Origin of the sequence: Paenibacillus sp. FSL R7-0179, from assembly GCF_038002265.1 — a bacterium.
Classification (GTDB): domain Bacteria; phylum Bacillota; class Bacilli; order Paenibacillales; family Paenibacillaceae; genus Paenibacillus_AQ.
This window is the reverse complement of the sequence record NZ_JBBOCC010000001.1, coordinates 193,850-209,103: the sequence shown is the minus strand read 5'-3', so window position 1 is coordinate 209,103 and position 15,254 is coordinate 193,850. Positions and strand designations below refer to the sequence as shown.

Sequence of the window (15,254 nt, the reverse complement as noted above, 5' to 3'; positions counted from 1 at the left end):
TATGAGCAAATACAGTTTTTACTATGATGAATCTGAGCATAGCCGGAAAATCAACCACAAAACCATTACTGCGGAGAATTACTTCGACAGCTTTATTGCGGTTGTTGTTGGCTGGCACTCCAACAAACAGGCTGGCTTGTATGAAAGATATGCAACATTTGAGTCTAAGTATCAGCACAGGCAGTCAAACGGCGAACTAAAAAGCAATACTATTAAGCAAAGCCAACTAAAAAGTGGCTTTGCCTCCTTGAACGCTGATAACCTCTCCTTGTTAGAGGACTTCATGACGCTGTTCGATGAAAGAATCCTTGTCTACTATGCTGTCACAAGCAAAATCGAATACATAATTCATCAGCTATTTGAGGACTATGAAAACAGCCTTTTCGTGGATATGGATGCGATGAAATATTCCATCACGAAGGCAGTAGTCTTGTATCAGCCAAGCGAAATTATGGCGGGGATGTATAATAATACAGGTGAACTTATTGGCTTATTGAAAGACTTCTTTACAGCCCAAATCGAAAAAGATAAGGCAAACGAAACTTTGAAGCAAAAGGAAATCGAGCAATTCAGCCAAATTCTCTTGCTCTTGGACGACGTGTCCACGATTAAAACGATTGACTGGAATTATGAGATTGCTTTCGTGGGATTTAGAAAATTTCTGGATGAAAAAGTAATTTATGATTATTCAATTACTATAGATAGGGAAGGCGAAAATAGTAACACTGTAAAAGCTGCTGAACGAGTGGGCTTGTGCTCAGTTTCCGAGGCAGACTCATTGACTTCCTGCGGAATTCGTATGGCTGATATGTTGGCAGGCATCATTTCAAAGTTGCTTAAAGCACTAAATAAATCACTGGAATATGCTTCGCCTCAAGAAATGATAAACAAGAAGATCCTCGAAAAGAGCTGGTTCGTCCTCAATGAGCGACAGCTTGCCCTTTACAAGAAATTGCACCAAGTAGCGATTGAATTAAACAACGCATGGTATAAGGCTTTTGCCGGAGTATACTCCGATGATTTAATTGAGTTTATTGCTCTCTTAAGTTTCATGAATCGCTTTAAATCGGTAGAAGATATAAAAAAAGATATTGATATGCAAGGTGAATATTTCAATGCTTATTGTTGTGAACATCTTGCTGATTATTTTGAACAGATGAGAAACGATAGACAAATACCGGCGTTGCCGATTGATGCTGTTACAGATAATGACTTATCTAATGGTTTTGTAATAAATCGTCGAGGTGCAAAGGTTTATTTTGACATTGATAGGCAACCTTTGCTTGTAATAAAAAACGGACACCAAACTTTCGATGTATTATCAGTAGGCTTAAGTAAAGAGATGATTCCAGTAGTTACGATTGTAGAAGAGGACGAAGTAAAATGCTATCGAATTCCAAGAGAACTGTCTGAATGGGCGATGACTATTGTTGGCTTAGCAAATACGGGCGAGAAAATGTTACCATCTAAAGTTGTATTTTTAAAGACCAAAGACGGATATGTTGCAGATATTTTATAACGATGAAACCTTGTGGATTAGCTTAATGACAAGACCCTCAAATATATTGGATGATTTTTTTTAGCTATTTTTTGTAAAACTTTATAAAAGGTAAACACCACTACATCAATTTGTCCGCGACTGCTACTCAAGCCATGCGGAGGTCTTAATAGGAATGCGAAGTAAAGATAGCTAGAAATCCTTTGTTTTCACCACTTTGAGCCGATTACGACTTTTATGCAGGATGGCAAAGTCTTTGAAAATAAGGTTCTAAAGGAAACAACTGAGGTTTTGGCCGATTTGGACCTTGGTTTTGACGTCCAGTGTGTAGACATGTCAGGAGATAGTGGGGAATAGCTTAAAATCGTTAAATTGTAATCTCAAGAGAGCGTCCTTTTCAGGACGTTTTTTTAGTAAGAGGTTTTAGAAGCAGATTCTACAATGTTTGATTAATTTTATGCGTCAAAGGAGTAATATTTTCAAATTATGGTATAGTGATTTGTGAGGGAAAAGGAAAAATATTACTAAATGGAGGAATCGAGCTTTTATGAGTGATCTAAATCAACGAGATATCGAGTACATAAGAAGTTTAATAAGGGCAGGTAGGGAAAATACTATAGTAGATTTTAAAGAAAAATGGTATGAACTCAAATATAGCTATCAGAAATTTGAGTTTATTAAGGATTGTATTTCCTTCTTAAATGTCGGTATTGAAGTAGATAAATATATAATTATAGGCTACAGACAAAACACTGAAGAGGATACACTTTCTGAAATTCATATTACTGAAAGATATGAAGAAAATAATATTCAAGAAATAATTACTGAGAACATTGAACCAATTCCACAAATTGATATAATCATGAACTTTGATTTAGATGGACATCAGATAGACTTGATTAAGATTAGAAAAGAAAATAAAGATCAGCCCTACTTATTTCGAAAAGACTTTGACGGTGGAAAAAAAGAAGGACAACAAAAAGACACATTCAAAAACAAGTGTAAAGGTTTAGGCTATATACGACATGGAAGTTCAAGCCATCTAATTTCACGTAACGAACTAACAAATATGTTTTTTAAAAAGCAAGGAAATATATACGGGTACTTCAATCTCGCAACTGAGGTTAAAGGATCATTTTTTAATGACATGCTAATTTTTTTGGATAGCATGGACATATTAATTAACCGCGAGGCTCTTGACATAGTCACGAATAGCAGTTCTATTTTTAAGTACAAGATAACAAGAGTTTTTCAGGAGATGATATTGCAGGGAGAAATTTTTCTTGACGATTCAATACGAGAAGTAGAGGAATTCAGTTATATAATCACTATGATAAAAAATTATAAGCATGATTGTAGGAAAATTGATATCTCTTTAGATGGAGGAGAAAATTCGCTAATAATTTTACTGTTTTGTGCATGTTATAATTTGTATAGAATAATAAGTCATAATTCTGCTGTATATGAAGTAATAAATGATGCTATTATCATTAACTTTGTAGATAATAATTTTAATGGAGAGCATTATAGAGCCATTGATAAATATGTTGGTAATTTGAATGAACTGATAAAAATTCTAAGAGCATTTCCTTTGTATCATTTAAACTTTAATACAATCGTCAAAATTAGAGAAGTGAACTATGACAGTAGTATTTCAAAACAATTTGTGAAATCAAATGTGAAATTTAGGGTTTCCGAAGAGATAATACCACTACTAATTGAACCGTTATATAAGAGTGGTAATAAAATTGAAATTGCACTTCGTGAATTACTACAAAATTCAATAGATGCCTGTAAGCTAAGGCAGAACGAGGGATACAGAGGTAAAATTGAAATATCAATAAGAACTGTTGAAGAAAAATTAATTCTTTCCTTTGAGGATAATGGTATTGGAATGAGTTTAGCGGATGTTATAGAATACTATTTGACTGTTGGTAAATCAAAAAAGAAAAATTCTGGTCTCCCCATTGTAGGGCAGTTTGGAATCGGTGCTTTATCTATGTTTTTAATTGGAAAAAAGGCTAAGGTACTAACTAAGAAAAGTAATGATAATGAATTTAGATTTGAACTGTTTGAGGATAAAAATCGTGTTTCCGATTTAATTCAAAAATCTTATGAAAATAATGATTCATATACTAGGATAGAAATAGAAATTGATCCTAATTTAATTAATAACAAAAATATTAAAGAAGTGATTAAGCAATTAGGAATAGACAAATGGGCAATAAATAATCAAAATATAGATATCTATTTTCATTATAATTCGGATAGTTATTTAATTCCCAATATAAGCGAGAAGAAAGATATGTTTTCACCTATTATTGATACAAGTTCAATAAAAGCCCTTTTATATGACATCGAGTTAGAAGGGAAAAATGAAAAGAAAGATTCTAAACATGAGAATTTAGATAGAACAATCAAGACAAAAAATCTTTTGCTTTATAATGATGTTTTGATAAAGGGAGACTATGATTTCAATCAATATAGTAATTTAAACAAAGCCAATATTCCATTTCTAGTAGTCGACGGTAAGACGTCAGAGGATGAAATAGCTGTTGAACTCTCCAGAAGTAGTGCAAAAATAGGTGGAATTATTACTAAAGCTATTGCTGAGAAAATATATAGAAATGAAATAATAAAGATTATTGAGTATTTAAAGGAGCATCAAGGAAAAACAAATTCAATAAAAATAAAAAACGAAATTATTCAACTATCTAATGAGAATTTGAAGTTACCCAAGCTTTTATTATCGAGCAATCACGTAGAAATTGCCAATAGTAAAATGAATTTATCCAACAATTCAAAAATTATAATAGTACACTCAAATTCTTTAAATGAGGACTGTGTTAACTTTAATGAAGATAATTTATTCCTTACAGAACAGCTATATAGTGGAAAAGCCAATCTTGCAGATATGATCGTATCTAGTAATAAGTTGTTTATTTCGGTTAGGTTTTTAAATAAGTATATATTGGCTGCTTCGGGGAGCAGTAATGGTTTTAGAATGGAGGCTTTAAAACACTTATTGAGAGATATGCTCCCTGTGAATGATTGGAACTTAGGAAATTTAGAACTTTGGAATAAGGTACGAGATTATAAAACTGAAATTGAAAAAGCTATAGAAGAAAAGTCTATTTATGGGATTTACTCTTATGGAAATATTAGCACGGATCAAATTTCAAAAATATTTAATAGTTCAATTGAAGGAAGAGATTTAATAGTTTCTTTTGGTAACATTCAAGATAATACTATCTCTAAATCTTATGATGTAACATTCGATGAAATACTGCATCAAGAAATTGATAATGCTAATAAAAATCTTGACAGGGTCGTGATTGGTGAGTATTAAATTTTATAGACTAAGCTTGTTCAAGAGAGCATCCTTTACCAGATGCTCTCTTTTTATATAAATATCTTTTAGAAGCCGATTGCCCTGAATTCCAGCGCAGTCGGCTTTTTTACGTTGAAGGGAGGAAAGAAAATGACGAAGGTAATAGCCCTAGCTAATCAAAAAGGCGGTGTTGGCAAGACGACAACGGCTGTGAATTTGGGAATTGGCTTGGTTAAGGAAGGCAAAAAAGTATTGCTAGTGGATGCAGATGCCCAAGGGAATTTGACAGATTCCTTGGGCTATCGGGAGCCGGATAGTATTCCTGTTTCTTTGGCTACTCTGCTTGTCAAAACGATGATGGAGGAGGATTACGATCCAAATGAAGGAATTTTGCAGCATCAGGAAGGTGTAGCACTCATGCCAGGCAATATTGAGTTGTCGGCGGCTGAGGTGTCACTTGTAAATACAATGAGCCGCGAAACGATTTTGCGCTCATATATCGACAGTGTAAAGCCGGATTATGATTACGTCCTTATTGATTGCATGCCAAGCCTGGGGATGCTGACGATTAATGCCTTGGCAGCAGCAGATAGTGTCATTATTCCGGTACAGGCGCACTATTTGCCAGCTAAGGGAATGACTCAGCTTTTGCAAACCATTGCCCGTGTACGTCGTCAAATTAATCCGAAGCTAGCGCTGGATGGCGTGTTGCTTACGATGGTTGATAGCCGCACGAATTTCGCCAAGGATATTGCTCATGTACTTCGCCATGAGTATGGGGGCAAGCTGCGCGTCTTTCAGGATGAAATTCCCTTGTCCATCCGCGCGGCAGAAACGAGTGCCAAGGGTAAAAGCATCTATGCGCATGATCCAAATGGTCAGGCTGCGAAGGCGTATATGGCTTTTACGAAGGAGGTGCAGCGTATTGGCAGCCAAAGACGACAGACGCGCCAGCATCAAGCTGAGCACGGTAGATGATTTATTCTCGACAGATGAAAGCCGTGCTGATGCGCAACGGGAAAAGGTAATGGAGATTCCACTTGCTGAAATCAGTGAGTTTCCCGGTCATCCCTTCAAGGTCAAGGCAGATGAAGCCATGCTGGAAATGGCAGATAGTGTGAAGCAATATGGTGTTCTTGTTCCCGGTCTAGTGCGTCCAAAGCCAGATGGAAGCTATGAACTGGTTGCTGGGCATCGGCGGAAAAAGGCTAGTGAGCTTGCTGGTGCAGAAACAATGCCGTGTATTGTAAGAGAACTGGATGACGACCAGGCAACAATCATTATGGTGGATAGCAATTTGCAAAGGGAGAACATTTCAGCAAGTGAGAAGGCCTTTGCTTATAAGATGAAGCTGGAAGCGATGAAAAGACAGGCTGGAAGGCCAAGTAAGGAAAATGTGTCCCAACTTGGGACACAAAAACGTTCTGACCAGCTTTTGGCTGAGCAAGTAGGCGATAGCCGAAATCAAATCCAACGTTATATTCGCCTAACCGAACTCACTCCAACCATTCTTGAAATGGTGGATGAGAAGCAAATTGCCTTTAACCCAGCAGTAGAGCTATCTTACTTGTCCGAAAAAGAGCAGCAGGACCTCTACGAAACAATGCAATCCGAGGATTGTACGCCATCATTGGCGCAGGCGCAGCGTATGAAGAAGCTAAGCCAGGATGGGCGACTGAATATGGATGTTATTTTCTCTATTCTTACGGAGGAGAAGCCAAATCAAAAGGAAAAGCTGCATATCCAGCGTGAACGAATTGACCGTTTCTTTCCAAGGGAGTTCACTGAAAAGCAAAAGGAAGACCTCATTGTGCAGCTGCTGGAGGGCTGGTATCGAAAACGGCAACGAGAGCATGAGCGCTAATGCTCAAATATACAATCAAACCGAATAGAATAACCGGCTCTCCTGCAAATGGAGAGTTTTTAAATACCCTTTTTCAGAGAGAGGGGGTGAGTACAAAATGGATTTTACCAAGGGGAAGCGACGTGCCTATGAACGCTTGATGAAGGAAAAGCCTGGCTTTGGTCGCCATAAGCAAGAGGATGAAGAGGAAAGTCAGCGTCCTTGCATCTCAGACCGTAAGCAACGGACAGGGGAACAAGAAAAGCAGGGAAAAGAGGATGCTTAATGGAGCAGGAAAAACGGTTGGTAAAGGGATATGAGGTCGTCCAAGCCATAGAAATTGGCAAGGTAGAGGTGATTCTCGCTGTAGCCGAGCAGCAGGACAAGCCTTATTTGGTCTGTTATTGCACGCGGCAAAATCCGCTGAGCATGGAGCAATATTATGGTGCGGAGTCAGGAAGCGATTATTTAAAGGCTATGCAGGATTTTACGGGGCGTATTCAGGATGAGATAGCTTCCTTGCAGCAGGAGCGGGCCGAACTTCCGCTGGATATGCCTGTGTTAACGGAGAATGAATGTCATGCACTTACCAGCGAGGTCAATATTGAAAATGAGCTGTTGGCTATTCGTCCTGAACGACTGCGCCCTGAATATCGGGCCGCCCATTACCAGCTTGTTGTGGCTATAGACGGCTTTGGGATGTCCCCTCACTCCAGAGGTAGGGCTGTATATGTCAGAAATGTGTATTCGGGTAAGGAGCAGCGGTGGAATCGGGAAGATATGCTGGGAAGTGTGAAGCCAGAGCATATTCCACCTTGGGCGCAGCAGCGACTAGAGCAGCAGCAAGCATCGGAGAAGAAAAGGCCGATCCAGCATAAGGATGCACGTTAAATAGAAAGGAGATGGAAGCAATGTCATGGTCGTATCATCGTCGCAAGCTATTCATTATCGCCAGCATTATTTTAGGCGTGCTGCTCCTTATCGCAGCGGTTGTTTTTACCGTGAGGAGTCAGTCAGAGCAACAGCAGCAGAAGCAGAAGCAGGTCATGATTTCACAATATGAACAGCAAATTCAGCAATTGAAGATAGTGGAGCAGCAGGCACAGGGTGAAGCCTGGACGCCAACTCGCACCCTGCCTGCTGGGAGTTTAATTACAGCGGATGATTTAAAATCCGTATCTATGCCTGCTGTCATGCTACAGACCCATGTAATGACAGATAAAAATGCGATTATTGGCAGGTACACCAAGGTTGAGCTGCAGACCGATGCCCCTATTTATCCAGCTATGCTGTATGAGGGTAAGCCGATTGCAACCGATGTGCGGGTTCAGGAGCTTCAAATTATACAGCTTCCCATCTTGCTGAAAAAGGAGCAATACGTGGATGTGCGGATTCAGTTCCCCACAGGTGAGGATTTTGTAGTGCTCTCCAAAAAGCAGGTGCTACAGCGGGAAGGGACTGTCCTTTGGCTGGAGCTGAATGAATCGGATCGGATGCTGTTCTCTAGTGCTACCATAGATGCCTACTTGCAGGGAGCGAGACTATACGCGTTGACCTATGTAGAGGCTGGTCTACAGGCAGCAGCCATTGTAAATTATCCAGCAAGCAGCGTAGTGCTGGACCTGCTGGAGCAGAACCCTAATCTAGTTGAAAAGGCAACGACAGAGCTGGCGCGTAGACTTCGTAAAACACTGGAAAGTAATCTGAGTGACATGAGCGAGGCAGATAAGCTACGGGTGATGTCTGGCAATATTGCGGTGCAGCAGCAGCTTATGAATGAGCGTGCGGCTACGCTGCAAAGCAATTTGGCACAGCAATCGACCTTGCCGCAGCCTGAGCTTGCCGAGCCAGCAGCGCAGGAGCAGATTTCAGTGGAGCCAGGAATGGAGCAAGCACCAACGACTCCAGTAACAAAGGAGACAACGAGTGAGCCTACCCCACAATCCCCACAGATCACTCAACCTGCTTCGTCGGAGCCGCGGCCCTCTAGTGATACGGACAAGCTACAGGAAATTTTTAATCAGTGAGGAGGGAGTGCAGCGATGAAAAAAATTGTGTTTTTAGGCGCGCCGGATAAAAGCCATTTGCTGCTCATCTTAGGCAAGCTGCTTGCTGTGACGGGGAAGAAGGTCATTGTGGTCGATTCCACGCTTAGGCAAGGTGTGCAAGGATATATTTCGGACAGTGAGGCTCATCTGCCTATTCGCGAATTTGAGGGCGTGGATGTTGCACTTGGCTTTGTTACACTCGCTCAACTGGAGCGTCACTTGCAGGGGAGTTATGATGTGCTGCTGCTGGATACGGATCATACCGAATTTGTGAAGGGACGGGACTTGTCAGCCTATGACAAGCGTGTATGGTGCAGCAGCTATGGACGGCTTCATTTGCAGAGAAATGCAGAACTGATGCAGCGGCTGTGTCTGCATGAAGCAGAGGGAAGACCATTGTCCTTTTATAAAATGCTCACCCAGCTTGTTCCTGTAAGCATCACAGAGGCTTATCTGGATGAACTGCTGGACACGCAGCATATCCAGTGGGAGGATGCTGCTTTTCGTTTTGCACTGGACAAGCGTAATACATCGGTGGAGCTGGACAACCAGCACCACAGCCGATTAGACGTTAGACGGTTAACAGGCAGCTATCGCCGCACTGTGCTGGATATGGTCAAGCATTTGCTGGAATGGGATGAACGAACGGTGCAGCAGGCATGGAAGCAACTGTGCAAGGCGCGAATCAGGGGAAGAGACTGAACATGAAAAATTAGGAATTGGAGAACAAGGAGGGAGTTTACCTGTGGGACATACGATTGTGTTCTGGAGTCCGGTATCCGGTCAAGCGGGAACAACAAGCAACTTGACGGCGGTGGCCGCCTTGCTGGGACTGGAGTATACAGCACGCTCCGTGCTATTTGGTCACATGGCTAGTAGCTTTACAGCACTGGAGCAGGGCTTTACACGCACCTCATGGCAGCAGGGGGATCTGCTCAGTGGCACGGATATGGGGGTGGATGCGCTGCTGCGGCTGGTGCAAAATCAAAAGCTTCAGCCTTCCATGATTTATAACTACACGCTGCCACTGCTCAAGGACAGGCTGGATATGCTGCCAGGCTCGCAGCGAACAGATGAAAGCTTTATCATTACAGCAATGCCTTGGTTAACAGCCATGCTGGATATGGCGAAACGTGCTTATGATTTGGTGCTTGTAGACGGTGGCTGCGGTTCAAGGAGTGCGTGGACGATGAAGCTACTACAGGAGGCGGATGTGCTGGTGATTTGTCTGCCACAAAATAAACTGGTGCTCCAGCAGTTTTTTCAGCATTCAAGCATGCAGGAGCTACTGCAAAGTAAAAAGCATCTGCTCGTTTTTGGTCAGTATGATCGCCATTCGACCTGGACTGTGAAAAATTTGTTGCGACAGTTTGGGAAGCAGCGTAAAGCAGCTTATCCGATGAGCTACAACACAGGCTGGCTGGATGCTCGTCAGCATGGCGATGGTCTCCGCTATTTTTTCCGAAATCAGCAGGTAGGTAAGGTGCATGATAATTTTAATTATGTCCAGGAGGTAAGAAAGGTGACGCAGGCGCTTATCAAGCAATGCGGACTCCAGCCCTTCTTTGGTGGAAGGGAGGAGCCGGATCAATGATGGCAGCTTGGCATGGCATGCTCATTTTAGGCTTACTGTTAGTAGGAGGCAGCCTTCTTTTTCTTCGTATGAACCGCATCATGCCCGACCAGCCGAAGGAAGCTCCCATTTATACGCTGGAGGGCATGACAGACTACATCAAGCATACGCTGCATGAGCTGACAAGCACGAATCTAAGCGACTATGGCTTGTCAGAAGAAGAGTATCGTCGACGTAAAAGCAAGCGGGCAGAGCTGAAACGCGCGCTGCGTGGTGCAACCTCTGGCGATTTGCGGGACAAGCAATATGTAAAACAGGTGATTGCTGATTTGCTTACCCATCATTTTACACTGGATGAAGTCAGCCTAAATCGGCTAATTCCCTTTGACAATCCTGAACAGCTTACATCTCAGGATCACTTTGATATTTTGCTGCACAAATATAAGCAGCAGCATGGCTATGAGGCGCTTAGTCAGTTGATTCAACGCTATGCGCTGGATGAGGCAAAGCTTCTGGAGGACGAGGGCAATGAGGAGGCTTATCGCATCACAGCCGAGGAGATTGCTGAGATTTATGAGCAAGAGCAGCCGCCACTTGAGATGCAGGACAAGCTGGAGCTTGTTGTTCAACGGATCTATCAGCTATATAAGGGCTTTAGTGTGGTGGACGAGCTGCGGGATATGCGCGTAGATGGTATATCTGGCGGGGTATCGGGCATTCCTCCTTCCGTATGGGAGGGTGAGGGTACAGCGCAGGCAAGGCTACGAGAGGTTCCACGTTCCTATGATAGTGTCTGGCTGTTTTATCAGGGAAAATCTATTCATTTGAGCTTTTTGTCCTTTGGTTCAGAGCAGGAGCTGCGTCGTGTGTGCCAAAACATCTACAAGCATAATTTCCCTGGTCAACTGTCTGAGGCAAACGGCTATAAGGTCAATGAAATGGCGGATGGCTCCCGCGTAGTTGTGCTGCGCCCCCGATTAACCGAATCGTGGGCTTTTTTTGTGCGCAAATTTGATGTGCAAAGTGCCGCACTGGAGCAGCTTTTGCAGGACGAGCACGCGGAGCTGCCGATTGGACTCATTCGTTTTTTGGTCATGGGTGAGCGGATTACAGCCATTACCGGCGCACAGGGTAGCGGTAAAACGACCCTGCTTATGGCAATGGTAAGGCATATTTCGGCGCTGCTTCCCATTCGGGTACAGGAAATGAGCTTTGAGCTACAGCTCCGCAAAATCTATCCGAACCGTAACATTCTCAGTCTGCGTGAAACAGATACCATATCTGGTCAGGCAGGATTGGATATTCAGAAGAAAACGGATGGCTCGGTCAATATTTTGGGAGAGGTAGCCACCGATCCGGTCGCAGCCTGGATGGTTCAAATGGCGCAGGTGGCTTCCTTGTTTACACTGTTTACTCATCATGCCAAGACCTTTCGGGATTTGGTTTATGCGCTTCGTAATTCCCTACTAAAGACAGGTGTGTTTACGAATGAACGAATAGCTGAGCAGCAGGTCGTCAGCGTCATTAATTTTGATATTCATCTGCGCCGCGATTTGGATGGAAGACGTTATATTGAACGCATCACAGAGTGTGTGCCTTTGGAGCAGGAAACAGACTACCCTACATCGTTTCGGGAGCAGTCCACGCTGGAGGGGAAAATGAGCGCCTTTATGGATACGATGACCACGTATTTTCAACGCTCCACGGATCGCCCGTTATACGAGGCGCGCAATGTGGTGGAGTTTCAGAATGGACAGTATGTTGCGGTGCATCCGTTGTCAGCCCCTTGCCGCAGCGCCATTCTGGAGCGGCTTTCTGGTCCTGACCAAGCGGCTTTTTTGGCATTTCTGAGCCATTGGGGGGATGAGCATGAGGCTTGATGGACTTTCATTGCTGCTGGGAACAGCAACGGTGCTGTTTCTTGGTGTCGCGGTTGCCTTTCTCTGGTTATCTCGCTACAGCTCTGAGGTGGGCGCGGCACGACAATATGAGGCCTTGCGAAAGCCTGCCAAGACCAGTAAAAAGCAAGCACTGCATCAGATCATGCAGCGGCTATATCTCCTATGCAGCAGGCTTCCTTTACTTCGTGCCTATCTAAGCTCTATACGTAAACGGTTGACCATACTGCATATGGGGGACGAGTGGAAACTGCGGCTGGAAACCATGCGCGTGACCTTGTGGGCATGGAGTGTGCTTGGTTTGGCAAGCCTCCCCCTGCTCCTGTGGGTGCGTGATCCCATGAGCCTGCTCATGCTGCTCATTGGCTGCTGGGTCGTGCATGGGATGATAGCTGATGTTGCGGTGCAGCGCTTGGAGGTTCGCCTGCTGCGCCAGCTTCGCACCTTTTTAGGTGATCTGCGGCATCATTATCATCGGCATGGCATGGTGGAGGAGGCGCTTTATGAGGCGGCAGACTCCGCTGCTTATGAGATGGCGCTGCATGGTCAGGAGCTGGTGGAGGTGCTGTCGGACAGTCATACGGAGGAACGGCTGGAGCTGTATTTGGAAACGGCACCTAATCGCTATTTAAAGGGCTTGGCGGGACTTTCCCACTTGACGAAGGAATATGGGGACAAGCAGACCGAGGAGGGCTCTCTGTATTTAAAGTCATTAGGCAAGCTGACTAATGAGCTGAATTTGGAGCTGCTTAGACGAGAGCGACTTGGCTTTCTACTGCAAGGCTTATCCGTGATTGCACTATTTCCGCTGTTATTCACACAGCCATTAGAGGCATGGGGGAGTCGTTATTTTCCGGCAATGGCAGCCTTCTATACGAGTACCTCTGGCTGGGTAACTAAGCTGGGTGTGCTGCTAGTGGTATGGCTCTCCTATATTTTGCTACGGCACATTCAGGAGCTGGAGGCAACGCCCAAGGCTATGGATCGAGCGATTTGGGAAAAGCACTTGTATCAGTGGGGCTGGGTTCGCAGGCTTGTCCATCGCTTGGGGCCAGCTCCTGGCTCTGATGAAGCGATCAGGCTGATTCGGCTGCTCAAGGAGAGTGGATCTCCGCTGCGACTGGAATGGTTTACACTGCGGCGAATAACGGCAGGGACTACCGCCCTGCTCATGGCAATCGGCATAGGTGCTGCACTGCACATCGCAGACCTCCATCAGCTCCTATACACGCCAGTGCGCTCTGGCATCCTATTGGGTCAGCCTACACCGGAGGAGCAGGCAAGTGCAGAGGCGGCTTTAGCCTTAGATCGACAGATTATGGAGCAATTAAAGGGGATAAAGCAGCGTTCAATGGAAACCATTTTATCACTTTTAGGAGGTGAGGCCGACAAAGGAAAAAGCGAGACGCAGCTTGAGGCAGATGCGCGGCGAATTTTAGGGAAGCTGGCGCAGCTTGACCACCAATATGTGAAGTGGTGGGATGTGCTGCTTATCCTGCTAGCTGGCTGGGCGGGTTACTACCTCCCCGTAGGCATTCGTTTATTTCAACGAAAAATGCGGCAGATGGAAATGAAGCATGAGGTGGATCAATTGCATACGGTCATTGCCATGCTAGCCCATATGGAACGCATGTCGGTAGAGGATTTACTGATTTGGCTGGAGCAGTTTGCAAGGCTATTTAAGGAGCCGCTTCAGTCCTGTCTGCTTCATTTCGACCAAGGGGCTGAGCAGGCGCTGGTACAGCTCAAGGAGGATGTACCCTTTCTTCCCTTTGTGCGCACAGTCGAAAAGCTGGAGCTGGCTGCGCAGAGTCTGCCGCTGCGTGATGTCTTTGACGATTTGGAGTCCGAGTATGCCTTTGCTCAGGAGCAACGCAAGCAGGAGTATGAGCAATTAATTGAACACAAGGCAGGCTGGGGCAGATGGATTGGCTTCGCTCCGATGATGACGCTTATTTTTGGCTATCTGGTGCTGCCCCTCATTTGGGTCAGTCTGAATCAAATGTCGGTTTATTATGAACAGCTTCAACGTATCCAATAACTCGTAAGGCTTTACAGGCTCTTTCCATCAGGGAGGGGCTTTTTGCTGTACCACTTTATATCTTCAAAGGAGATAGATAAGACATGTCAAATGCACAAAAAGCATTGGTGATGGCCGCAGGGATTTTCCTTGCCATCGCCCTGATTACACTGGCGGTCGTTTTGTTTACGTCAGCACAGGATTCCACAAAGGCGGCGCAGAGCAACTTCAGTAATATTCAAACGGAGCTATCCCAAACGGCATTTACCGTCTATGACAATACGACGCTGTCTGGCAGCCAAGTCGTCAATGCACTGCGTAAGTTCAGCGATCAGGAGCAATTCGGGATTCAAATTGTGACAGGTAAAAATCCGACAGGACAATGGTATGGCAAGGTGATTAATGCTGGAGTGCCGCTGGATAGCATCACCTATGGAACGGTCGTTGGCGAAGCGCCAGGGAAGCTCAGTCATACGGTGGATGAGGCAAATGTGAACTATGTCAATCCGAGCGGAAAGTTTAAAGCACAACTGGTGCTGGATCGCAGTAACGTCATTCGGGGTATTATTTTCCGTCAGCAATAAGAAATAGCAGGGCTAGCGGGCAGACCTAGGTCTGCTCGCTGCTTTTAAGAAAGGAGGCAGCGACATGGGACATGCAACCAGAAGCATGCTGGAGATGAGCGTAGCTTGCCTGCTATTTCTGCTAGCGATAACCAGCGGGCTAGGGCTATTCACAACAGGGAATGCCATGACGAGGACTGCTCACTTGGCAGGAACAGGGCTGGATCGCAGCATTCAGCAATCCCTTAGCCCCCTTGCGGGAGATGGTCGCTTGTCAGGCAATGAGGTTTTGCATCTGCTTGCCCGTTTGGAGGAGGGAGCTGTTGAAATTATGGTAGATGGTGTGCGGTATTCCGCCCCCATCGAGCGTGAGAATGGACTACCCTCCAGCCTTGGGATGAATGTACGCTATCAGGTGCATTATGAGCGTGATTCCAATGGAGAAGTGCTACGTGTCCGCTTGTCCTCATAAAGGAGAAT

13 protein-coding genes are annotated in these 15,254 nt (G+C 44.5%); all 13 read left to right on the top strand.

Features of this window, described 5'->3' with window-relative positions; translation table 11 throughout:
- Nucleotide 1 precedes the first annotated feature (1 nt).
- Nucleotides 2-1,519 carry a hypothetical protein gene (locus tag MKX63_RS00850; protein WP_341014637.1) on the top strand — a complete coding sequence of 506 codons (1,518 nt, stop codon included), beginning with the start codon at nt 2-4 and terminating at the stop codon, nt 1,517-1,519.
- Nucleotides 1,520-2,045: 526 nt separating this feature from the next.
- Complete coding sequence (locus MKX63_RS00845) at nt 2,046-4,847, top strand: AlbA family DNA-binding domain-containing protein (protein ID WP_341014636.1); 2,802 nt, start codon at nt 2,046-2,048, stop codon at nt 4,845-4,847.
- A gap of 132 nt (nt 4,848-4,979) precedes the next feature.
- Nucleotides 4,980-5,807 (top strand): ParA family protein, encoded by an 828-nt coding sequence (locus MKX63_RS00840; RefSeq protein WP_341014635.1) that lies wholly within the window; start codon nt 4,980-4,982, stop codon nt 5,805-5,807.
- On the top strand, nt 5,755-6,693 hold the full coding sequence (locus MKX63_RS00835; RefSeq protein WP_341014634.1) for a ParB/RepB/Spo0J family partition protein: 939 nt from the start codon (nt 5,755-5,757) through the stop codon (nt 6,691-6,693). Before MKX63_RS00840 ends, MKX63_RS00835 begins: the two co-directional genes overlap by 53 nt.
- Nucleotides 6,694-6,790: 97 nt before the next feature.
- Complete coding sequence (locus tag MKX63_RS00830) at nt 6,791-6,958, top strand: hypothetical protein (protein ID WP_158659092.1); 168 nt, start codon at nt 6,791-6,793, stop codon at nt 6,956-6,958.
- Complete coding sequence (locus tag MKX63_RS00825; protein ID WP_341014633.1) at nt 6,958-7,563, top strand: hypothetical protein; 606 nt, start codon at nt 6,958-6,960, stop codon at nt 7,561-7,563. Before MKX63_RS00830 ends, MKX63_RS00825 begins: the two co-directional genes overlap by 1 nt.
- A 20-nt stretch (nt 7,564-7,583) precedes the next feature.
- A complete protein-coding gene (locus MKX63_RS00820; protein ID WP_341014632.1) occupies nt 7,584-8,699 on the top strand; it encodes an SAF domain-containing protein in 1,116 nt (371 codons plus the stop codon).
- A gap of 15 nt (nt 8,700-8,714) precedes the next feature.
- Nucleotides 8,715-9,422 carry a hypothetical protein gene (locus MKX63_RS00815; protein WP_341014631.1) on the top strand — a complete coding sequence of 236 codons (708 nt, stop codon included), beginning with the start codon at nt 8,715-8,717 and terminating at the stop codon, nt 9,420-9,422.
- A 43-nt stretch (nt 9,423-9,465) separates the two neighbouring features.
- Complete coding sequence (locus MKX63_RS00810; RefSeq protein ID WP_341014630.1) at nt 9,466-10,314, top strand: hypothetical protein; 849 nt, start codon at nt 9,466-9,468, stop codon at nt 10,312-10,314.
- Complete coding sequence (locus tag MKX63_RS00805) at nt 10,311-12,173, top strand: pilus assembly protein CpaF (RefSeq protein ID WP_341014628.1); 1,863 nt, start codon at nt 10,311-10,313, stop codon at nt 12,171-12,173. The genes MKX63_RS00810 and MKX63_RS00805 overlap by 4 nt, the downstream gene beginning before the upstream one ends.
- Nucleotides 12,163-14,232 carry a hypothetical protein gene (locus tag MKX63_RS00800; RefSeq protein ID WP_341014627.1) on the top strand — a complete coding sequence of 690 codons (2,070 nt, stop codon included), beginning with the start codon at nt 12,163-12,165 and terminating at the stop codon, nt 14,230-14,232. The genes MKX63_RS00805 and MKX63_RS00800 overlap by 11 nt, the downstream gene beginning before the upstream one ends.
- An 83-nt stretch (nt 14,233-14,315) precedes the next feature.
- Entirely contained in the window at nt 14,316-14,795 is a 480-nt protein-coding gene (locus MKX63_RS00795; protein WP_071639604.1) for an ABC transporter permease, read from the top strand.
- Between the two features lie 64 nt (nt 14,796-14,859).
- Entirely contained in the window at nt 14,860-15,246 is a 387-nt protein-coding gene (locus MKX63_RS00790) for a hypothetical protein (protein WP_341014625.1), read from the top strand.
- Nucleotides 15,247-15,254 lie beyond the last annotated feature (8 nt).